This window comes from Streptomyces sp. NPDC059456 (assembly GCF_042750055.1).
Classification (GTDB): Bacteria; Actinomycetota; Actinomycetes; order Streptomycetales; family Streptomycetaceae; genus Streptomyces.
Genome location: NZ_JBHYVA010000062.1, coordinates 1 through 20931, shown reverse-complemented (window position 1 = coordinate 20931; position 20931 = coordinate 1). Strand labels below are relative to the sequence as shown.

The window sequence follows — 20931 nt, the reverse complement described above, 5'->3', positions numbered from 1 at the left end:
GGGGGCGGGGGGTGGGGGTGGTGGGGGTGCGGGGGGGGGGGGGGGGGGGGGGGCCCGGGGGGGGGGGGGGGGGGGGGGGGGGCGGGGGCGGGGCGGGGGGCCGGCCGGTGACCGGGGTGGCGCGTGGCCGGGGGCCGGTGCGCCCTGGCCGGTCGGGCCGCGGCGCCGCCGGCCGGGGCCGGACGCGGCCGAGCCGGTGGGACGGAGCCGGACGGGCCGGACAGGCGGGAGGACGGTGGTCCGGGGCCTGGCCGGTGGGCCGGTGCAGCGGTGGACCGCGTCCTGGCCGGGGGCCGGTGGGCCCGGGCCGGGTGGGACGGGGTCAGCGGCGGGAGAGCAGCAGGGGCGGCCGGGGGCCGGGGCGGTCCCGGGGCGGGTGACCGGCGACCGGTTCGGCGGTGGGCCGAACGGTCAGCGGTTCCTGCCCGGGGCGGCGGCGCTCAGGCGCGGCGCGGGGCCGGACAGCGGCCCGGACACGAACCCGGCGCGGTACAGGAGCCGGGGGTGTGGAGCCGCGGGGCGGAAAGCTCGAACGCGGTCATGGCTCGGAGCCTGTCAGCGGCTCCGGCGGGGGTCAAGCCCTGCCCGGCGCGCCGGAAAGGGCCCTGCCCGCAGCTCCCGTCGGGCCCGCCGCACCGGCGCTGACCTGGCAACTCGACCGCCACGACACGCGCCCCGGGACAGCTCCGAACGGCTGAAAACCGTGGCTTGATTTCATACCTCTGCAACGCGCCCGCCACGCGCCCGTTCACACCGCCGTCCTGCGCGGGCCGCCGCCTGCCGTCCGTCGGCGGATCAGGGGGTGCACAGGGGTGTCGCCCCGCCCGGACCTGTGCCCGGACCTGTGCCCGGCCCGGCGACCGCCGTACGCAATGCGCTCTTTCGTGGGGGATCCCCTCTCACATGAGAGGGGGAGATCACATCCGGTGGTTATAGTCGTTCACAAGGTGACCCCCCTAGCATTCGAGCCATGACGGTCCTGCCTGATGACGGGCTCTCCTTGGCCGCCGAGTTCCCTGACGCGACGCATGAGCAGTGGCAGCGCCTGGTAGAGGGCGTTCTACGCAAGTCCGGCAAGGACGTATCCGGCGAAGCCGCAGAAGACGCGTTGTCCACGAAGCTCCAGGACGGGCTCACCACCCGCCCTCTGTACACCGCGCCCGAAGCGCCCGACGAGATCGGGTTCCCCGGGTTCGCGCCGTTCGTACGAGGGGGCAGCCCCGCCGGCGGATCGGCCGGCGGCTGGGACGTGCGTCAGCGGCACCTCGGCAGCGACCCCGCACGGGTCAACGAAGCCGTACTGACCGACCTGGAGAACGGGGTCACCTCCCTCTGGCTGTCCCTGGGCGGCCCGGGCGGACTCCCCGTCGAGGCGCTCTCCCGCGCCCTCGACGGCGTCTACCTCGACCTGGCACCCGTATCCCTGGACGCCGGAGCGGCGTACGCCGACGCCGCCCGCGCCCTGCTGCGCCTGTACGACGAGCGCGGGGTGGCCCCGGAGGCCGCGCGGGCGAGCCTCGGCGCCGACCCGCTGGGCCACGAGGCCCGTACGGGTGAAGTCCTCGACCTGGCCGACGCCGTCGGGCTCGCCCGCGAGGCGGCTGCGCACTGGCCCGGCGTCCGCGCCCTCGCCGTCGACGCGCTGCCGTACCACGAGGCCGGCGGATCGGCCGCCGAGGAGCTCGGCCTGTCGCTGGCCACCGGCGTCGCCTACCTCCGCACCCTCACCGCAGCGGACGGCGACGGCGACGGCCTCGGCGTCGAAGCCGCCCTCGGCCAGCTGGAGTTCCGCTACGCCGCGACCGCCGACCAGTTCCTCACCATCGCGAAGTTCCGCGCCGCGCGCCGCCTGTGGGCCCGCATCGCGCAGGCCTGCGGGGCTCCGGACGCCGGCGCCCAGCGCCAGCACGCCGTCACCTCGCCGGTGATGATGACCCGCCGCGACCCGTGGGTGAACATGCTCCGCACCACCGTCGCCTCCATGGCGGCGGGCGTCGGCGGCGCCGACTCGGTCACCGTGCTGCCGTTCGACCACGAACTGGGCCTGCCCGACGCCTTCGCGCGCCGGATCGCCCGCAACACCTCCACCATCCTGCTGGAGGAGTCGCACCTGGCCCGCGTGATCGACCCGGCCGGCGGCTCGTACTACGTCGAGCGGCTCACCGACGAACTCGCGCACGCCGCCTGGGAGTTCTTCCAGACCATCGAGAAGGCGGGCGGCCTCGCCGCCGCCCTGCGCTCCGGTCTGGTCGCCGAGCGCCTCGCCGCGACCTGGGCCGAGCGCTCCAAGCAGCTCGCCAAGCGCCGCGAACCCATCACGGGCGTCAGCGAGTTCCCGCTGCTGTCGGAGAAGCCCGTGGAGCGCGGGCCCGCCCCCGCGCGGCCTTCCGGCGGGCTGCCCCGCGTACGGCGCGACGAGGCGTACGAGGCACTGCGCGCCCGCAGCGACGCGCACCTGGCCGCGACGGGCAACCGTCCGCGGATCTTCCTCGCCGCGCTGGGCCCGGCGGCGGCGCACACCGCGCGCGCCACGTTCACCGCGAACCTGTTCCAGGCGGGCGGCGTCGAGCCGGTCCACGACCCGGTGTCGGTGGATCCGGCGACGGCCGCCGCGGCGTACGCGGCGAGCGGCGCGGACGGCATGGCCGTCCTGTGCTCCAGCGACGCGCTGTACGAGGAGCAGGCCGAGGCGGTGGCCGAGGCCCTGCGCGCGGCCGGTGCGACCACGGTGTTCCTCGCGGGCAAGCCCGGCACGTCGGCCGGCGCCGTGGACGAGTACGTCTTCGCCGGCTGCGACGCGGTCGCCGTGCTGTCCTCCGTACTCGACCGGATGGGAGTGGCGTCTTGAGCGACGGCACCGCAATCCCCGATTTCTCCGCCCTCGCGCTGGGCGGCGGTGCCTCCGCGGCCGGGTCCGAGGACCAGTGGCGCGCCGCGGTGAAGGAGTCCACCGGGACCGCCGCCGGGGACCTCCTGTGGGAGACCCCCGAGGGCATCGGCGTGAAGCCGCTGTACACGGGCCGCGACCTGGAGGGCCTGGACTTCCTGCAGACCTACCCGGGCGTGGCCCCGTACCTGCGCGGCCCGTACCCGACGATGTACGTCAACCAGCCCTGGACGATCCGCCAGTACGCGGGCTTCTCCACGGCCGAGGAGTCGAACGCCTTCTACCGCCGCAATCTCGCGGCCGGGCAGAAGGGCCTGTCGATCGCCTTCGACCTGCCCACGCACCGCGGTTACGACAGCGACCACCCGCGCGTCACGGGCGACGTCGGCATGGCGGGCGTGGCGATCGACTCGATCTACGACATGCGGCAGCTGTTCGACGGCATTCCGCTGGACAAGATGACGGTGTCGATGACGATGAACGGCGCGGTGCTGCCGGTCCTCGCCCTCTACATCGTGGCGGCGGAGGAGCAGGGCGTCTCCCCCGACAAGCTCGCCGGGACCATCCAGAACGACATCCTCAAGGAGTTCATGGTCCGCAACACCTACATCTATCCGCCGAAGCCCTCGATGCGGATCATCTCGGACATCTTCTCGTTCACCTCGCAGAAGATGCCGCGGTACAACTCCATCTCGATCTCCGGCTACCACATCCAGGAGGCCGGGGCCACGGCCGACCTGGAGCTCGCGTACACCCTCGCCGACGGCGTGGAGTACCTGCGCGCGGGGCAGGCCGTCGGGCTGAACGTGGACGCGTTCGCACCGCGCCTGTCGTTCTTCTGGGCCATCGGCATGAACTTCTTCATGGAGGTGGCGAAGCTGCGCGCCGCCCGGCTGCTGTGGGCGCGGCTCGTCAAGCAGTTCGACCCGCAGAACGCCAAGTCGCTTTCGCTGCGCACGCATTCGCAGACCTCCGGCTGGTCGCTGACCGCGCAGGACGTCTTCAACAACGTGACGCGTACGTGCATCGAGGCGATGGCGGCGACGCAGGGGCACACCCAGTCCCTGCACACGAACGCCCTCGACGAGGCGCTCGCGCTGCCGACGGACTTCTCGGCGCGCATCGCCCGCAACACCCAGCTGCTGCTCCAGCAGGAGTCGGGTACCTGCCGTTCGATCGACCCGTGGGGCGGCAGCGCGTACGTCGAGAAGCTGACGTACGACCTGGCGCGCCGGGCCTGGCAGCACATCCAGGAGGTCGAGGCTGCCGGAGGCATGGCGCAGGCCATCGACGCCGGCATTCCGAAGCTGCGCGTGGAGGAGGCCGCCGCCCGTACGCAGGCGCGGATCGACTCGGGGCGCCAGCCGGTGATCGGCGTGAACAAGTACCGGGTGGAGAACGACGAGCAGATCGACGTGCTCAAGGTCGACAACTCCTCGGTGCGCGCCCAGCAGATCGAGAAACTGCGGCGGCTGCGCGAGGAGCGCGACGAGGCGGTCACGCAGGACGCGCTGCGGGCGCTGACGAACGCGGCCGAGCGCGGCGCGGGCCAGGGCCTGGAGGGCAACCTCCTCGCGCTGGCGGTGGACGCGGCGCGGGCCAAGGCGACCGTGGGTGAGATCTCGGACGCACTGGAGAAGGTGTACGGACGGCACGCGAGCCAGATCCGTACGATCTCGGGTGTGTACCGCACCGAAGCAGGCGAGTCCCCGAACGTGGAGCGCACCCGTGCGCTGGTCGACCGGTTCGAGGAGGCGGAGGGCCGCCGTCCGCGCGTTCTGGTGGCCAAGATGGGCCAGGACGGCCACGACCGCGGCCAGAAGGTGATCGCGACCGCCTTCGCCGACCTGGGCTTCGACGTGGACGTCGGTCCGCTGTTCCAGACCCCGGCGGAGGTGGCCCGCCAGGCCGTCGAGGCGGACGTCCACGTGGTGGGCGTGTCGTCGCTGGCGGCCGGCCACCTGACCCTCGTACCGGCGCTGCGCGAGCAGCTGGCGGAGGAGGGGCGCGAGGACATCATGATCGTGGTGGGCGGGGTGATCCCGCCGGCCGACGTGCCGACGCTGCTGGAGATGGGCGCCGCGGCGGTGTTCCCGCCCGGCACGGTGATCCCGGACGCGGCCCACGACCTGGTGACGCGGCTGGCCGCGGATCTGGGCCACGAGCTGTAGGCGCGGCCGATGCCTCCGAAGATCGACATCGAGACCTACGCGAAGGGGGTGCTCGACGGGAAGCGCGCGTTCATCGCACGCGCGATCACGCTCGTCGAGTCCACCCTGCCCGCCCACCGGGCGCTCGCGCAGGGGCTGTTGACGGAGCTTCTGCCACATGCGGGGCGGGCCCGGCGGATCGGGATCAGCGGTGTGCCGGGCGTGGGGAAGTCCACGTTCATCGACGCGTTCGGGACGATGCTGACGGGGCTGGGCCACCGGGTCGCGGTCCTGGCCGTGGACCCGTCCTCGACGCGCACGGGCGGCTCGATCCTGGGTGACAAGACGCGGATGGAACGCCTGGCGGTCGATCCCTCGGCCTTCGTCCGGCCGTCCCCTTCGGCGGGGACGCTGGGCGGGGTCGCCAAGGCCACCCGGGAGTCGATGATCGTCATGGAGGCGGCGGGCTACGACGTGGTCCTCGTCGAGACGGTCGGCGTGGGCCAGTCGGAAACGACGGTGGCCGGCATGGTCGACTCGTTCCTCCTCCTCTCACTGGCGCGTACGGGGGATCAGCTGCAGGGCATCAAGAAGGGGGTCCTGGAGCTGGCGGACGTCCTCGCGGTGAACAAGGCGGACGGCCCGCACGAGCGCGACGCGAAGGCGGCGGCGCGGGAGCTGTCGGGGGCGCTGCGGCTGATGCACCCCGCCGACGCGGCGTGGACGCCGCCCGTACTCACCTGCAGCGCACGGGAATCGGCGGGCCTGGACGAGGTGTGGAACCGCCTCGAACAGCACCGTACGCTGCTGGACGCGGGGGGCCGGCTGGCCGCGAAGCGCGCCGAGCAGCAGGTGGAGTGGACGTGGTCGATGGTCCGCGAGGAGCTGCTGGAGCGGCTGCGCGCCGACCCTTCGGTCCGTGACCTGGCCCCCTCCCTGGAGGCAGCGGTCCGCGCGGGCACCGTCACCCCCACCTCGGCGGCGGACCGCATCCTGGCGGCGTTCTCCAACTGACCCCGCCCGCCTCACCCCACGAGGCCGCACCTCCGGGTGCGGCCTCGTGTGCGTACCCGGCTCCCGGGGGTGGGCGCGGTGGTGGGTCAGGCCTGGATCAGGGCCGCGTCCTGGGTGCCCAGCGTGCGGGCCAGGACGCGGGTCTGCTCCGCCGGGTCCGTGGCGGCCAGCAAGGCCGAGAGGACGGCGATACGGGCCTGGCCGGCGCGGAGCGTGCCCGTCGGGACGGCGCCCGCGGCGACCAGGTCCACGGCACCGCCGTGCGTGTAGATCTCGGTGACCGGGCCGGCCGGGACCCGGGTGGTCAGGGCGACGAGCACGCCCCGCGCGATGGCGTCCTTGACCGCGTCCACGATCTCCGGGGTGGCGTTGCCGGCCCCGGTGCCGATCAGGACGACGCCCCGCGCCCCGGCGGCGACCGCGGCGTTCAGGAGCACCGGGTCGCCGTCGGCGTGGTGCATCACCATGTCGACGCGCGGCGGCAGTTCGGGCATCGCGGGCAGCGGCAGCGGCTCGGTGCGCTGCGGGGTGCGCAGCATGGTCACCTTGCCGAATCCGATCTTCCCGAGCAGTTCCTTCGAGGGGTCGGCGAACGCGTCCAGTGCCACCGCCTGGGTCTTGACCGTGCCGCGGGCCGCGTGCACCCGTCCGGCGAAGGAGATCAGCACGCCGAGCCCGCGGGTGTTCGCGGCGGTGAGGAGGGCGTCGTACAGGTTGCCCGGGCCGTCCCCGTCGGCGGTGCCCATGGGGCGCTGCGCGCCGGTGAAGACGACGGTGCGCGGGTCGTGGTGGTGCAGGTCGACGAGGAAGGCCGACTCCTCCAGGGTGTCGGTGCCGTGCGTGACGACGATCCCGTCGACGTCCGGGTCGGCGAGCACCTCGTGCACGGTCCGCAGCAGCGTGAGCTGGTGGGCCGTGGTGAGCCGGGGGCTGTTCACGCTGAAGAGGTCCACCACCTCGACGGTGATGTCCTCGGGCAGGGGCGCGGTGGCCATGACCTCGCGCCCGTCGGCGTCGGCCGCGAAGCCGGAGCCCTGCCAGCGGCTGGCTATCGTGCCGCCGGTGCTGATGACGACGATCCGTCCCATGACCACCCCTTCTCACGTACGGGTGATACCTCGTACAGACGTTCAGAAATGCCGTAGCGAGCAATGATAGTGAGATCCACGCGCAATGGGATTGCCACTTTCGGCCTGCCCGTTCACAATCACTCGGCGATGATTGCGCCATGGATGCCATTGACCGTGAAATCTTGCGCGAGCTCCAGGCCGACGGCCGCCTCAGCAACCAGGAGCTGGCCCAGCGCGTCGGCTTGACCCCGTCCCCCTGCATGCGCAGGGTGCGCCAGCTCGAACAGGACGGGGTGATCCAGGGCTACCGCGCGGTGATCGCCCCCGAGGCGGTCGACCGCGGTTTCGAAGTGCTGGTCTCGGTCGAGGTGCGCCGCGACCGCGCCGCCGTCGAGGCCTTCGAGGCGGCCCTGCAGGACATTCCCGACGTCATCGAGGCGTACCGGCTGTTCGGCAGCCCCGGCTGCCTGCTGCGGATCGCCGTCGCGGACCTGCGCGCGTACGAGCGCCTGTGGATCGAGAAGCTGACCGCGCTCTCCGGGGTCACCGAGGTCAACTCGCAGATCATCATGAAGAGGATCAAGGAACCCAGGGGCCTGCCCGTCTGAGCCCGCGTCTCGCGCTCCGGGCGCGCATTGACCGATGGGCACTTTTAGGTAAGCCTTACCTTGCTTTTCGGGGTCGCCGGTGCTGCGGCCCCTCCCCCGTCGTCCCCGGAGCCCTCCCCATGCTGTCGCCCGTCACCCCCGTTCCCGTCGCCGCCCCGTCGCCCGGCCACACCCCGGCCGCGCGGCCCGTCCGCCTGTACGACTCCTGGTGGACGGTGGCCGCGGCGGGCCTGTTCGCGGTGCTCGCCCTGACGGCCTCCCTGTGGCTCTCCGCCCACGTCCGCACGGACGCCTCGCTGCACACGGCGGCGCTGTTCGTCCACCTCGCGTCGCTCGTCCTGGGCTTCGGGGCCGTCCTGTCCGCCGACTACCACGGCATCCTGTGGGCCACCCGGCGGTGCTCGCTCGAAGAGGTGCTCGGCGCCACCTCCCGGCTGCACGTGCCGATCTGGGCCGGCCTGGGCGGGCTCGTCGCGAGCGGGATGATGCTGCACCCCGACCTCGGCTCGAAGCTGACGCTGACCAAGCTGGCGCTCGTCCTCGCGCTGACCCTCAACGGCCTCCAGGCCGGGCTGCTGGGGCGCAGGCTCGCGGCCGCCACGGGGCCGATCGGCCGCGGGACGCTGGCCTGGGGCGGGGCCACCGCCGCCGTGTCGCAGGTGTGCTGGTGGGGCGCCGTCGCGATCGGCTTCCTCAACTCCAACGGCTGACGCAACTCCGACGGCTGACACGGCTCCGGCGGCTGACGCGACTCCGACGACCGACACGGCTCCGGCGGCTGACGCGACTCCAGCGGCTGACGGCGCACACCGGCTCCGCCTTCAGCGCGGCGCGACCAGCGGCCCGAGCGGCGTGCCGCGCAGTCGCTCCACGACGGGCGCGCCGCGCCGGGCCAGCAGGGTCAGGGGCCAGGCGATCGCGGCGCCGACCAGGACGCCGAGCACGACGTCGTGGGGGTAGTGGGCGCCGACCCAGACCCGGGAGAACGCCATCAGCAGCGCGGCCGGGGCGGCGAGCGCGCCGAGGCGCCGGTCGGTGAGCCACAGGGCCGTGGCCGCCGCGGCCGCGATGGCGGCGTGGTTGCTGGGGAAGGACCAGTCGCCCGGCGGCGGACAGGCCTCCAGGGTGAGGGTGTGCAGGGTCCGGCAGGGCCGCTGCTCCCGGATCAGCGACTTGAGCAGGCTGTCCGCGAGGAAGGCCGTCACGACGACGGCGGGAGCGGCCAGCGCCATGGCCGTCCGCCCGGGCAGGTCCGCGCGGGACCGTGCCCGCCACCAGGCCGCCGCCATGAGCAGTCCGAAGAGCGCGAGCCCGTACGTGGACCAGCCCGACACCAGCGCGTCCAGCCAGCCCGGGGCCCGCCCGGCGAGAGCGGTGATGCGGGTGTAGAGGGGACCGTCGACGGACGGCCCGTCCAGGGCGATCACGGCCGCGGGGCCGGAGGGGGCCATCATGTGCTGCTCCCATGACGTGGATGGACGGGGCGACCCGATCGACTACAGTTCTGTAGACGGTCTACACACTGTAGACGATGACGTGCGGAGGATCGTTCCCATGGGTGACCCGAACGCCGAACGGCTCCCCTCCGGCGAGCTGGAGGCGAGCGTGCTCGCGGCCCTGTGGGCGGCCGACCGACCGCTCACCCCCGGGCAGGTGCAGGAGGCGCTGGGCACCTCGCACGCCCGGACGACCGTGACGACGATCCTGTCCCGCCTGCACGAGAAGGACACCGTCACCCGTACGCGGTCCGGCCGCGGCTACGCCTACCTCCCGGCCGAGGACGCCTCGGGCCTGACCGCCCGCCGCATGCACTCGGAGCTGGAGCGCAACGAGGACCGCGGCGCCGTCCTGTCCCGTTTCGTCTCGCAGCTCAGCGACGAGGACGAGCGGATCCTGCGCTCCCTCCTCGAAGGCGGCGGCCGGTGACCGTCATGGTGTGGCTCCCGCTGCTCGTGCCGTTCCTGGCCGGGCCGGCGGGCCGGCGCCTCGTCTCCTGCCTGCCCCCGCGGCAGGCCGCCTGGCTGCTGGCCGTCTCGGCCGCCGGCTTCGCGGCGGGCAGCACCGCGGCGCTCGCGCTGCTCGTCGTGCCCGGCGCCACGCATCTGCCCGCCGTCGCCGCCCTCGGCCGGCTCCTGACCCCGCTCTCCGCGGGTCCGGCCGACACGGTCGTGGCGGTCGCGATCACGGCCCTGGCCCTGCTGCTGCTCTGCGCCGCCCTGTTCGTACGGGGCCTGCACCGGCGGTGGACCCAGCTGGGACGGGCGAAGCGGCTGGCGGCCCGCACCGACGGCGAACTCCTCGTCTTGGCCGACGGCTCCCCCGACGCGTACGCACTGCCCGGGCGGCCGGGCCGGATCGTGGTGACGGCGGGCATGCTCCGCGCCCTGTCGGCGGCCGAGCGCGAGGCGCTGCTCGCGCACGAGCGCGCCCATCTGCGGGGCCGCCACCACCTGTTCACGGCGGTGACGGAGTTGTCCGCGCTGTGTCACCCCGCGCTCGGCGCGCTGCGCGAGCCGCTCGTGTACGCGCTGGAGCGCTGGGCCGACGAGGACGCGGCGCACGCCGTCGGGGACCGGCGCCTCACGGCCCGGGCGATCGGCAAGGCGGCGCTGGCGGCCCGCGGCGCCGGACGTCGGCCGGAGCCGGCCCTGGCCGCAACGGCGGGCCCGGTCCCCCGCCGGGTGGCGGCGCTCCTGGCACCGGCCGCCCCGAGGCCCCGCACCCTGCCGAAGCCGGGTACCGCCATCGCGGCGACCCTCCTGATCTGCCTGACCCTCTCGACGGCGTCGGACCTGGACGCCGCGACGGACCTCCACACGAGCATCGAGGTCGCTCAGGGCGAGCTCCGCTCCCCCTGAACCGGGGCGTGCAGGACTCCGGGCGGTCGGGCGAGCTCACCCCCGTGAAGCTCGACCGGACCGGACCCGGACCACCACCGCGGCCGACTGCAACACTACAGTGGCGCTAGGGCGTTGATAACGTACACCAAAGTGGTGATCAGACGTCAACTACAGTGTTGCCGGAGCCGGCCCGATGGGCTTCGAGACACACCGTGGTGGGCAAAGAACCGGCATCACGAAACATCACGAAAAGGAGGTCGTCTCCGTGGAGGATGACCAGTCGCCCACCTTCGCCCAGCTCTTGGACCACCTCTTCCGGGAAGTGCACCCGCCCTCCCGGGGGCCGTACACCTATGCGGAAGTCGCCGAAGGCATCCTGAAGTCGTCCACCGGAGAGGGGCGCGGGGTGACGGCGAGCGCAATCCAGCAGCTGCGGACCGGCGTCAAACGGAACCCGACGCGCCACACCATCAAGGCTCTGGCCGACTTCTTCGGCGTACCGGCGGGCTACTTCGTCGACGGGGAGGCGGCCGAGCGCACCAAGGCCGAGATCGGCCTCCTCGCCGCCATGCGCGACCAGGACGTCCGCAAGGTGGCCCTGCGCGCCAACGGGCTGAGCGTGGACAGCCTGAAGATGCTCTCCACCGTGATCGAGCAGGCCCGCAAGCTCGAAGGCCTCACCAGCGACGACTCCCCCCACGGCCTGAACCTCGACGACTGAGGTCCCGGACCCGCCGGGCGGCCGTGCGCCGGGGCGCGCACGCCGCCGCCCCCTCGACGAACTCCCCACCCCCTGCGCCGCGTCCGCGGCAGGGGGCAGCGGCCTTTCCCTGCCGGGAGGGCCGCCGCCGCACCCTGCCCGCAGGCCGGAGCCACGGGCATGTGAGCATATGGGGCGCGCGTTCCGGGCTTCGAGCTGAAGTTCGCATCGGCCCGCCCGCCCCCGTCCCGGCCTCACAAGAGTGAAGACATGGATCTTGAGCAGCTTCGCGCCGCGTGTGAGGCGCGCATCGAGGCACTTCGGCTCCCGCACCGCTTCAGCACCCGTGACCTGCGCGACGCCGTGGCCGAGCAGCGCGGACGGCCCATCATCCTGCGCCCGTTGAGCACCCTCGGAGCCATGGACGCACCCTGTGGCATACGTCTGGAAACGCCGGACGCCGATCTGCTGTTCTACGAAGAGGCCACGTCGACCCTCCATCAGAACCACATCCTCGCCCACGAGATCAGCCACATCATCTGCGACCACCCCGGCAGCCTGGAACTGGACCAGGACACCGTCCGCGCCATCGGCTTCGACCCCACCCTCGTCCGGCGCATGTCCGGACGGACCAGCTACACCAGCGAGGACGAACGCGAGGCCGAGGTGATGGCCAGTGTGATCCGGCAGCTCATGTACCGCGGACGCGAAGCGCCGTCGAGCCGGCCCACCCGGGGCGCCGAAAGCTGGGACGCACTGTTCGCCGAGCCACACAGGAAGACACGCCGCCAGAAATGATCAACATCCTCTTCTCGGGCACAGCCGTCGTCCTCCTGTGCTTCGCCGCCTACTGGGTCCGGGGCAGGGGCGGCCACCGCCCCACCGGCACCTGGGCGATGGCGGCCCTGCTGACGTCGTTCGCCCTGGCCTTCGCGTCCTACGCCCCGGCCGTCGAGCACGCGGTGGAATCGGTGGTCCCGCACGTCGCGCGCCTCCTGAGCAACACGTTCACGCTCACCGCGGCCACCTCGGTCCTCGCCTTCCTGTTCCAGCTCAACCAGGAGGAGGAACAGGCCCGCCGGCAGATCCGGCTGCGCGTCCTCGCACTCGCCGTCGCCGTCGCGGGCATGAGCGCCTTCTTCGCGGCCGAGCAACTCACCGGCCGGTCACCGGTGCTGTACGCGTTCTACGTACTCATCTACATCTCCTACCTGGGGTACACGGCCAAGGACTTCCTGTTCCAGACCTGGGCCCAGTCGAAGCGCTCGGCCCGCAGGAGCCAGCGCCTGGGCCTGCGCATGACGTCCGCGGGATGCGCGTTCGCCCTCGTCTACGCCGCCTACAAGGTCTTCGCCCTGGTCTCCATCGGGCTCGGACTGGGCCTCGTACCCGACCACGCGCGCTGCTCGACGCCGCTGACCCCCCTCCGTTGCACGTTCAGCGTGAGCGCCCCGGCCGTCGCCGTTCTCCTCATCACCATCGGGCTCACGCTCCCCGCCCTGCTGTGGCCCGTCAGCCAACTGCGCCGTCGCCGCTGGGAGCGCAACTCGTTCGCCGCGCTGGAGCCCCTGTGGACGGACGTCACCTCGACGGTCCCGGAGGTCGTGCTCGACCCCGGGAACACCGGGGCCGGCACCCATGACCTCGACTTCCACCTGCACCGCCGGGTCATCGAGATCAACGACTGCGTGCTGGCGCTGCGCCGGTACCGTTCCGCCCCGGTACAGGACGCCGCGGCCGCGCAGGCCGCCCTGCGCGGAGCGGCCGGCACCCCGGAGGGGGACGCGGAAGTGGAAGCGGCGGTCATCGCCGCGGCGGTCGCCGCGAAGCGGGCCGGCGACACGCCGGAGGGACCCGAGGCCCCGCCCGCCGCCGGCACCCGCTCCCGCAAGGGGGACCTGCACGCGGAGACGGCATGGCTGCTGCTCGTGGCCCGCGCGTACGACCGGCAGGGCCCGCCGGCGACTGCCACGGCCGACGCCACAGCCACCGCCACCGCCACCGCCACCGCCAGCGAGCACCCGTCGCGCACGACCACGGGGGCGCAGCCGTGACCGGCCCCCTCCACAACCCGCACTTCTTCACCGACCCGTACTCCACCTACGACCGCCTGCGCGGCACGGCGCCGGTCCAGAAGATCCCCACCGGGTCCCGGGGCCACCACGCGTACCTGGTCACCGGCCACGCGGAGGCCCGGCAGGCGTTCACCGATCCCCGCCTGTCCAAGGACACCGCCCGGTTCTTCGCCGGCCGGCCGTCGAAGCGCGACATCCATCCGGCGGTCTCCGGGAACATGCTGGCGAGCGACCCTCCCCATCACACCCGGCAGCGGGGGGTGGCGGCGCCCATGTTCACGACCGGACGCGTGCAGGCGATGCGCCCGTACATCTCCCGGGTCGTCGACCGCCTCCTGGACGACTGGACGCGGACCGACGAGGTCGACGTGGTACGGGACTTGGCCGTTCCGCTGCCGGTCACCGTCATCTGCGAGTTGCTGGGGGTGCCGGAATCCGACCGCGACACGGTCGCCCGCTGGTCCCACGACCTCTTCGACGCCGGTGACCCGGACGTCATCGACGCCGCGTCACACGCCCTCGGCGACTACATGACGCACCTGGTCGCCGCGGCCCACGGCACCCCCGGTGACGGGATGCTCCACGCCCTCCTCCGGCGCAGCGGGGCGGACCCCCTCGCACGGGAGGAGGTAACCTCCCTCGCCGTACTCCTCCTCGTGGCCGGGCACGAGACCACCACCCACTTCATCGGCAACTCCGTACTGGCCCTGCTCCAGCACCCGTCCTCGTTCGCCCGGCTGCGGCAGGACCCCGAGCTGATCGCCGGATGCCTCGACGAACTGCTGCGCTTCGACTCCCCCGTGGGAATCGCCACGTTCCGCCACAGCACGGAGGCACTGCGCCTGGGCGGGGTCGACATCCCCGCGGGCTTCCCGGTGCTGATCGCTCCCGGAGCGGCGAACCGCGACCCGGCGGCGTTCGCCGAGCCGCGACGACTCGACCTCGACCGCAACGCCGCCGGCCACCTGGCCTTCGGCCACGGAATCCACCGCTGCCTGGGCGCACCCCTGGCCCGCGCGGAAGCGGACATCGTCCTGCGCGCGATCGTCACCCGCTTCCCCGGACTCCGCCTGGCCGTCCCCGAGGAAGCCCTCGCATGGCGCCCCACCCGCCTGACCCGCGGCCTCGCCTCCCTACCGGTCACCATCGGCTGACCCGGCCGTCCACACCCCCGAACTCCGCCCCGGCCGATCGGAGTCAGGCGTCGTCGCCCGGTCTGATCGCGCGTGGCCACGCACGGCAGCCCACGGCTGCCTCCGTGTCGGGCACCACGACCGTGTCCAACACCAAGGAACGTCGGCCGCTTTGCGCTTTCCCCGGCGGGCGGCACCGCCCGCCCCGGCCGGCTCGACCGTCCCAGGAGCGTGGTCCGTCCCCTTTCCGCCCGGCCACGTGCTTTCCGCTCCCCGGGAGGACCCCCGCAAGCACGACCGGGAGACCTGGTAGCCCTGCGCCGCCCGTCCCCGCCCGCGGGACGGCTCCCCGGACGCGCTGCTGGCCGGTGTTGCTGCTCTCTCCCGGCGTATGGCCGCTGCCCCGCCCATGTGATCTGCGGCGTGATGGCGCAGGACGGCGGCGAATAGCAGCCATTGAATCCGCCGGAGCACGAAGAGCCCGGCTCCGAGGCCGGCCACTGCATAGCCGGCGCGTCGCCGTTGTCGGCGCTTCCACCTCACCTCGCTGCGACGTCGCCGCCATTTGGACACGGCCGTTGAAAATTGACCAAGGAATCCGTTCAGCGTTCCGCAAACGATCATTCTCGTGTGGTTGACGAAGCCCGGAGAATACTGAGAGGGTATCCAACCTCAGACGCCAGTGGCCGATATGGCGTCCATGCTGCGGATCATTCACGCCCGCGTGCCGGCACGCATTTGGGGGACCGGCTGCTGATGTGACGGGTGGGGCTGGTGACGCGGGGGGTTCAACGATGGTCCCTGATGACATACGCGATTTATCCGGATGGCTGGAGACGCGCTTCCACGGAAGTGGCGGAGAGGGGATGGAAGAAGCAGTCCAAGCTGTTCAGGATCTGGTGGCAGAAAGCCGACTGCCCGCCATTCTCAAATCACTCCTCGACAATCCAGAGTTTCTGCGCCGGTCAGCGGGGGCGTCGTACACGCACGACAACGGATTCGACAAGATCCTGCTGGCCGCCACACCGGCCGGCTGGCGCATGCGACTGCACATCTGGTGGCCCGGCCGCGGCGTGCACACCGAGAACATTCACAATCACCGGTGGGACTTCGCGTCTGTGCTGCTGAGCGGCTCATGCCGCGCCGACCACTACGGCGAGCATCCGGGCGGCTCCGAGTTGCACGCCTACACGTACGTGCGCGGGGCAGGCTCGACGTACCGGCACCACCACGTCGGGATGCGGCGGGTGGTCCAGACCATGAGTGCAACCATGCAGGCGGGCGACAGCTACTTCCTCACCCGCGCTCTCATGCACCGCATCGTCACCGATCGTCGCAGGCTGCTGGCCACACTCATGCTGCACTCCCCGCAACGGGCAGGCAGCGCCCTGACCCTGACGTCGGCGCCGACGTTTCAGGAGCCCAGGAGCAGCCCGGGCCGGTTCTCGGAATCCCAATTGAGGCGGCGCCTCACCGACCTACTGGAACAGCACCTGCCGGCCTGACCCGACCGAGTGAGGTCCTATGCTGATCATGGGCATCAACAGCTACTTCGAACATCCCGCGGTGGCCTTGGTGGAGGACGGGGAGGTCCTCTTCGCCGCCGAGGACGAGCGTTTCACCGGTATCAAACACGGGCGCCGGTACTCGCCGTTCAGCACCTATCTTCCGGTGGCCGCCATGCACAAGGCGCTTGCACACACCGGCCGCTCCGCCTCCGACATCACGGAGATCGGCTATTCATATCACCGCTGGGACCACGTGCGGAGCCTCCATGGATGCCTCACGGGACGACGTCTTTCGTCATTGAGGGATGAACTCAGCGCCTTCGCCATGCTGGCGAACCTTCCGCACGCCTTGCGCAGCGGATATGACATTCCCCACCGATACCGTGACCGGCTGCCTCTCGAAGGGGTGCGCCGCATCCCTGTCCGGGAATGGCGGCACCATCTTTCCCATGCCGCCTCGGCATTTCACTGCTCCGGCTGGGACAATGCATTGGTCATCGTCGCCGACGGAGCCGGCGAGAACGCCTGCACGTCGGTGTACGAAGGCCGCGGGAAGAACCTCAGAAAGATGGCGGAGGAAGTCCTCCCGAACTCCCTCGGGCATTTCTATTCAGCGGTCACGGAGCACCTGGGATTCGAACCGTTCAGTGACGAGTTCAAGGTGATGGGGCTGGCGGCCTACGGGGAATCCCGGTTCTCGCCGGTCTTCGACTCGATCGTGCGGCTACGGCCGGGCGGCCGGTACACCGTCGATCTGAAGGCCCTTCGGTCGCTCGGCCGGCTACTGCCGCCGAGAAGGCGCCACGGCGAGCCTGTCGGGCAGATCCACATGGACATCGCCAAGTCGGCCCAACTGTGCCTGGAACGGGCGCTGATCCACGTTGTCACCCATTTCGCGCGGACCACGGGTCTGCGCAGGCTCTGTCTGGCCGGCGGCACATTCCTCAACTGCGTGGCCAACGGGCGTCTGGCCGCACTCGGCATCTTCGACGAGATATTCGTCCAGCCCGCGGCCAGCGACGCGGGCACAGCACTCGGAGCGGCGGCCCTGAGCGCGATCCGGCGTGGCGGTCCTGCCCAACTGCACTGTCCGTCCATGGCGCTGGGTACCGACCACGACGACGGCGAACTGGCAAACGTCATCGCGCAGGCCGGCGATACGGCGCGCACCCTCGATCCCGCGGCGCTGGCCGAGCGGCTGGCGGTCCGGCTCTCCGAAGGCACCATCTGCGCCGTGTTCCGCGGCCGGATGGAATTCGGCCCCAGGGCGCTCGGGATGCGCAGTCTGCTCGCGAGTCCTCTCGATCCCGGCATGCGCGACCGCCTCAACGCCCTCAAGGGCCGCGAGGGGTTCCGCCCCGTCGCGCCGATCGTGACCGAGGAGGCCTTCGGCCGCTACTTCGAGGGCCACCGGGATCCGTACATGCTGTTCACGAGTGAAGTACGCGCAGAGGAGCGGGAGAAGATCCCGTCCGCCGTGCACGCGGACGGTACGGCCCGGGTGCAGACCGTACCGCGGGACCGTGATCCGTTCCTCCACTCGGTCCTCACCGCCTTCGAGAGACTGACCGGCCACCCGGTACTGATCAACACGTCATTCAATGTCCGCGGGAAACCCATCATCGAGAGTCCCGTCGAGGCTCTGGGCTGTTTCCACACCTCGCAGATCGGCGCTCTTGCCCTGGGGAGCCATCTCCTCGAAAAGACGCCCTGATGCGGGCGGCCGACGAGAGCCCGCTGGAAGCGAACCGGCGTGCATGGGACCTGATGACTCCGGTTCACCTCGACGCGCCCTTCTACGACACTCCGGCCTTCATGGCGGGCTCGTCGACGCTCAAGCCCGTCGAGGTGGCGCTGGCCGGGGACGTCGCAGGCTTGCGCGTCCTTCATCTCCAATGCCACTTCGGCCTCGACACCCTGTCCTGGGCACGGCTCGGCGCCCGCGTGACCGGCGTGGACTTCTCCCCCGCCGCGATTGCTGCCGCCCGGGCCCTCGCCGCGCAATGCGAGATCCCGGCCGACTTCAAGGTCGCCGACGTCCAGCAGCTCAAGACACCGGACGAACCGTTCGACCTGGTGGTCACGACGTACGGCGTGCTGTGCTGGCTGGAAGACCTGGACGCGTGGGCGGACGGCGTGTGCCGGAGCCTGCGGCCCGGGGGCCGACTGGTCCTGGTCGACTTCCATCCGGTGCTGGAGGCTCTCCACCCGGGCAAGATGACCGGTGCGCTGAGCTACTTCCCCGCTCCCCGGGCCGTGGGCACCTGGACCCGCGGGAGCTACGCCGACCGTGATGCGTCGATCGCATACCGCGAGTTCCGCTGGCAGCACACCGTGGCCCGCGTCGTGACGTCCTTGCTGGGCCGGGGGCTCGCGCTCGAGGTCATCGAGGAGCACCCGTACAGCTCGTTCCCGCTCTTCGACGAGCTCACCCGATGCCGGGACGGTCTGTGGTTCAGCGAAGGGACCGCGACCCATCCCTACATGTTCTCCTTGGTGGCCCGCCGGGGAGGGGCATGAGTCACGAGCGGCTCAGCGACGTCTTCCCGGCCCTGCGGCTGCCTTCTCCGCGCACATCCGGCCGGGTTCCGACCCCACTCGACGAGAGGGCGGACATGTCTCGGGATCTGGGTGCCCGTGTCTACCTCAAACGCGAAGACCTCATCGACGACCTGGGAGGCGGGCACAAAGCGAGGAAGCTGGCCCACGTCGCCGGGGAGGCCGTCGCACGCGGCGCGGACGTCCTGGTGACCGGCGGCAGCGTGCCGTCAGGCCAGTGCGTGTCCGTTGCCGCTGCGGCCCGCGAACTGGGCATGGCCTCCCATCTCGTCTACTGCGGGGACAGCCAGCGCCGCCCGGCCCGGCCCCAGGGCAGCTACCTGCTCGCGCTCCTCCTCGGCCACCGGGTGACCTGGCACGAACTCACCCCGTGGGACCGCATTGACGAGCTGTTGGCCGAAGCGGCGGCACAGGAGGCCGCCCGGGGCCGGGTTCCTTACGTCATCCCTCCCGGACTGCACACCTGGCCGGGGATCCTGGGCAGCATCGACCTCGGCCTGGAACTGGCCGCACAGCTGTCCCTGACTCCGGAGGGCGCCGACGGGGCCCACGTCGTCGCTCCGGCCGGATCCGGTACGACGACCCTGGGCCTGAGCATCGCGGCGCGCCTGCTCGGCCTGCGCTGGACGGTCCACGGCATGTGCATCGGGGGGTCCCCGGAGCAGGTGCGTGCCGCCATCGCCGCCCTCCGTGACGACACCGTGCGCCGCACCGGCGACGAACGGCTCCTGGAGGCGTCCGTCGTCGTCCACGACGCACCGCTCGGTGACGGCTACGACCTCCCCACCGATCCGGAACTGGGCGAGATGCGCTCCCTGCTGATGCGCTACCGCCTCCCGTTCGATCCCAACTACATGGTGAAGACCTTCGGTGGTCTTCGGGACGCGCTGCGCTCCGGAAGCATTCCGCGCGCCGTCCACGTGGTCCTCGTGCACACCGGCGGCAACCTCGGCATCCACGGCGACAGCGCGCGTCTTCAGGACTGGTACCAGCGGCATCTCGGGGCCGGCCTGGCCCCGGTCCACAGCTGACACCCCGCGACATCGGGAGGGCGACAACATGCATCCGGAGACGACACGGGAGCGCACGGCGGACAGGGTGTCGAAGCTCGCGAAGCTGATGCTGTGGATGAACAGCGGCTGCAACGCACGCTGTCGTATGTGCGACATCTGGCGGGAGAAGCCCGGCCGGAACCTCACCGTCGCCGACATCGCCCGATGGGCTCCGCAATGGCGCGAGGTGGGGATCAGCACGGTCGTCCTGTGCGGCGAGTCGCTGATGCACCCGGACGTGTGGCCGGTGGTCGCCGAGATCAAGAAGCAGCACATTCGAGTCGAACTGCTCAGCAACGGACTGCTGCTGAACCGTCATGCGCGCGCCGTCGGAACCCACTGCGACGTCCTGCGGGTGAGTCTGGACGGACCTCGCGCCGTTCACGACCGGATGCGCAACGTGGCCCGCGCCTACGACCGGCTCCAGTCGGGCATCGCCGCGCTGCACGCGGAATTTCCCGCCTTTCCCGTCGACGCGAGGTGCGCCGTACACCGCCAGAATCACCGTCATCTGTCGGCGACCGTCGATGCGGCCAAGGAGCTGGGTGTCCGCAGCATCAGCTTCTCCGGGACCGACGTCCACAACGAGGAGGCTTTCCGCCGGTTCGAGACCATCGACCAGAACTACGTGGAGAGTCTGGTGATCGGTTCTGGGGAACTACCGGAACTGGAGCGCTCCTTGACCCTGCTCAAGCACCACCACGCCGCAGATTTCGCCTCCGGTTTCATCAGCGACACCCCCGAGCGGTTGGACGAGCTCCTGCTCACCTACTACCGGAGCCTCAGCGGCCAAGAGGAGCGCACCATCCGGTGCAACGCCCCCTGGACGTCGGTGATTCTGGAATACGACGGAACGCTCCGCCCGTGTTTCCCCATGCCGGCCTACGAGCTCCGGCCCGAGGGGACCACGCTGTTGGACACGCTCAACTCTCCCTCCGCGCTGGCCTTCCGGCGGAATCTCGACGTCACCGCCAACCCGACGTGCCTGCGCTGCGTCGACCAATCCGTCAACCACTGCTAGTGCGCCGCTGGACAACGGAGGCATCGTGCTCGACTCCAGATCGCTCCTCAAGGACCCGGCGCTCGTCGCCGGCCGGCTCGGCGCACGTGGTGTGGACGCGGCGGCTGTCGATCGCACGGTCGCAGCACTCACCCGTTCACGGGACGCGCTGCGCCGGCTGGAAGAGGCTCGCGGCCAGGCTCGGCAGCGTGGCATGCAGCTGTCGCGCACGGTACGGGAAGGCGCCCTCGACGCCGAGGCGCTGCGAGCGGAACTGAAGAGCGAACGCGAGCGGGTCGGCCTGCTGGAACAGGCTCACCAGCAGGCCGAAGGGG

Annotated in this window: 19 protein-coding genes; 17 read left to right on the top strand and 2 right to left on the bottom strand. The window is 71.6% G+C overall.

Going from position 1 to position 20931, the window contains the following annotated elements; genetic code table 11:
- Positions 1-970 precede the first annotated feature (970 nt).
- From ACFXA3_RS08750 to meaB, 3 genes are read left to right on the top strand one after another with little or no spacing between them, the layout of a single operon-like run.
- Positions 971-2848, top strand: coding sequence for a methylmalonyl-CoA mutase family protein (locus ACFXA3_RS08750; RefSeq protein WP_385183900.1), 1878 nt, complete (start codon positions 971-973; stop codon positions 2846-2848).
- Positions 2845-5058, top strand: coding sequence for a methylmalonyl-CoA mutase (gene scpA, locus ACFXA3_RS08745; RefSeq protein WP_385183897.1), 2214 nt, complete (start codon positions 2845-2847; stop codon positions 5056-5058). Before ACFXA3_RS08750 ends, scpA begins: the two co-directional genes overlap by 4 nt.
- A gap of 9 nt (positions 5059-5067) precedes the next feature.
- Positions 5068-6051: a methylmalonyl Co-A mutase-associated GTPase MeaB gene (gene meaB / locus ACFXA3_RS08740; RefSeq protein ID WP_385183895.1), complete on the top strand. Its 984-nt coding sequence runs from the start codon at positions 5068-5070 to the stop codon at positions 6049-6051.
- Positions 6052-6137: 86 nt separating this feature from the next.
- Here meaB and ACFXA3_RS08735 read toward each other — a convergent pair whose 3' ends face one another.
- Positions 6138-7139 (bottom strand): asparaginase, encoded by a 1002-nt coding sequence (locus tag ACFXA3_RS08735; protein WP_385183892.1) that lies wholly within the window; start codon positions 7137-7139, stop codon positions 6138-6140.
- 140 nt (positions 7140-7279) lie between these two features.
- On the opposite strand from ACFXA3_RS08735, the gene ACFXA3_RS08730 reads away from it, so the two are divergent.
- Together ACFXA3_RS08730 and ACFXA3_RS08725 are read left to right on the top strand one after the other, a co-directional pair.
- Positions 7280-7729, top strand: coding sequence for an Lrp/AsnC family transcriptional regulator (locus tag ACFXA3_RS08730; RefSeq protein ID WP_385183889.1), 450 nt, complete (start codon positions 7280-7282; stop codon positions 7727-7729).
- A gap of 119 nt (positions 7730-7848) precedes the next feature.
- Positions 7849-8439 carry a hypothetical protein gene (locus ACFXA3_RS08725; RefSeq protein ID WP_385183886.1) on the top strand — a complete coding sequence of 197 codons (591 nt, stop codon included), beginning with the start codon at positions 7849-7851 and terminating at the stop codon, positions 8437-8439.
- A gap of 111 nt (positions 8440-8550) precedes the next feature.
- Here ACFXA3_RS08725 and ACFXA3_RS08720 read toward each other — a convergent pair whose 3' ends face one another.
- Positions 8551-9183 (bottom strand): phosphatase PAP2 family protein, encoded by a 633-nt coding sequence (locus ACFXA3_RS08720; protein ID WP_385183884.1) that lies wholly within the window; start codon positions 9181-9183, stop codon positions 8551-8553.
- Between the two features lie 100 nt (positions 9184-9283).
- On the opposite strand from ACFXA3_RS08720, the gene ACFXA3_RS08715 reads away from it, so the two are divergent.
- The 12 genes from ACFXA3_RS08715 to ACFXA3_RS08660 all read left to right on the top strand — a co-directional run.
- Entirely contained in the window at positions 9284-9655 is a 372-nt protein-coding gene (locus ACFXA3_RS08715; protein ID WP_385183881.1) for a BlaI/MecI/CopY family transcriptional regulator, read from the top strand.
- A 5-nt stretch (positions 9656-9660) separates the two neighbouring features.
- Positions 9661-10587, top strand: a complete 927-nt coding sequence (locus ACFXA3_RS08710) for a M56 family metallopeptidase (RefSeq protein WP_385183903.1) — start codon at positions 9661-9663, stop codon at positions 10585-10587.
- A gap of 247 nt (positions 10588-10834) precedes the next feature.
- On the top strand, positions 10835-11290 hold the full coding sequence (locus tag ACFXA3_RS08705) for a helix-turn-helix domain-containing protein (protein ID WP_385183878.1): 456 nt from the start codon (positions 10835-10837) through the stop codon (positions 11288-11290).
- Between the two features lie 249 nt (positions 11291-11539).
- Positions 11540-12067 carry a regulator component gene (locus ACFXA3_RS08700; RefSeq protein WP_385183876.1) on the top strand — a complete coding sequence of 176 codons (528 nt, stop codon included), beginning with the start codon at positions 11540-11542 and terminating at the stop codon, positions 12065-12067.
- Positions 12064-13323 carry an MAB_1171c family putative transporter gene (locus ACFXA3_RS08695; RefSeq protein WP_385183873.1) on the top strand — a complete coding sequence of 420 codons (1260 nt, stop codon included), beginning with the start codon at positions 12064-12066 and terminating at the stop codon, positions 13321-13323. The genes ACFXA3_RS08700 and ACFXA3_RS08695 overlap by 4 nt, the downstream gene beginning before the upstream one ends.
- Positions 13320-14498, top strand: a complete 1179-nt coding sequence (locus tag ACFXA3_RS08690) for a cytochrome P450 (protein ID WP_385183870.1) — start codon at positions 13320-13322, stop codon at positions 14496-14498. The genes ACFXA3_RS08695 and ACFXA3_RS08690 overlap by 4 nt, the downstream gene beginning before the upstream one ends.
- A gap of 845 nt (positions 14499-15343) precedes the next feature.
- The gene (locus tag ACFXA3_RS08685; protein WP_385183867.1) at positions 15344-15982 is read left to right on the top strand and encodes a hypothetical protein; all 639 of its coding nucleotides are present in this window, start codon (positions 15344-15346) and stop codon (positions 15980-15982) included.
- Between the two features lie 19 nt (positions 15983-16001).
- Positions 16002-17699 (top strand): carbamoyltransferase, encoded by a 1698-nt coding sequence (locus ACFXA3_RS08680; protein WP_385183864.1) that lies wholly within the window; start codon positions 16002-16004, stop codon positions 17697-17699.
- Positions 17699-18505, top strand: a complete 807-nt coding sequence (locus tag ACFXA3_RS08675; RefSeq protein WP_385183862.1) for a class I SAM-dependent methyltransferase — start codon at positions 17699-17701, stop codon at positions 18503-18505. Before ACFXA3_RS08680 ends, ACFXA3_RS08675 begins: the two co-directional genes overlap by 1 nt.
- A complete protein-coding gene (locus ACFXA3_RS08670; protein ID WP_385183860.1) occupies positions 18502-19575 on the top strand; it encodes a 1-aminocyclopropane-1-carboxylate deaminase/D-cysteine desulfhydrase in 1074 nt (357 codons plus the stop codon). The genes ACFXA3_RS08675 and ACFXA3_RS08670 overlap by 4 nt, the downstream gene beginning before the upstream one ends.
- Before the next feature lie 28 nt (positions 19576-19603).
- Positions 19604-20617 carry a radical SAM protein gene (locus tag ACFXA3_RS08665; protein ID WP_385183857.1) on the top strand — a complete coding sequence of 338 codons (1014 nt, stop codon included), beginning with the start codon at positions 19604-19606 and terminating at the stop codon, positions 20615-20617.
- Positions 20618-20642: 25 nt separating this feature from the next.
- Positions 20643-20931 (top strand): hypothetical protein (locus tag ACFXA3_RS08660; RefSeq protein WP_385183854.1); only part of this gene is annotated, 289 nt, incomplete at its 3' end.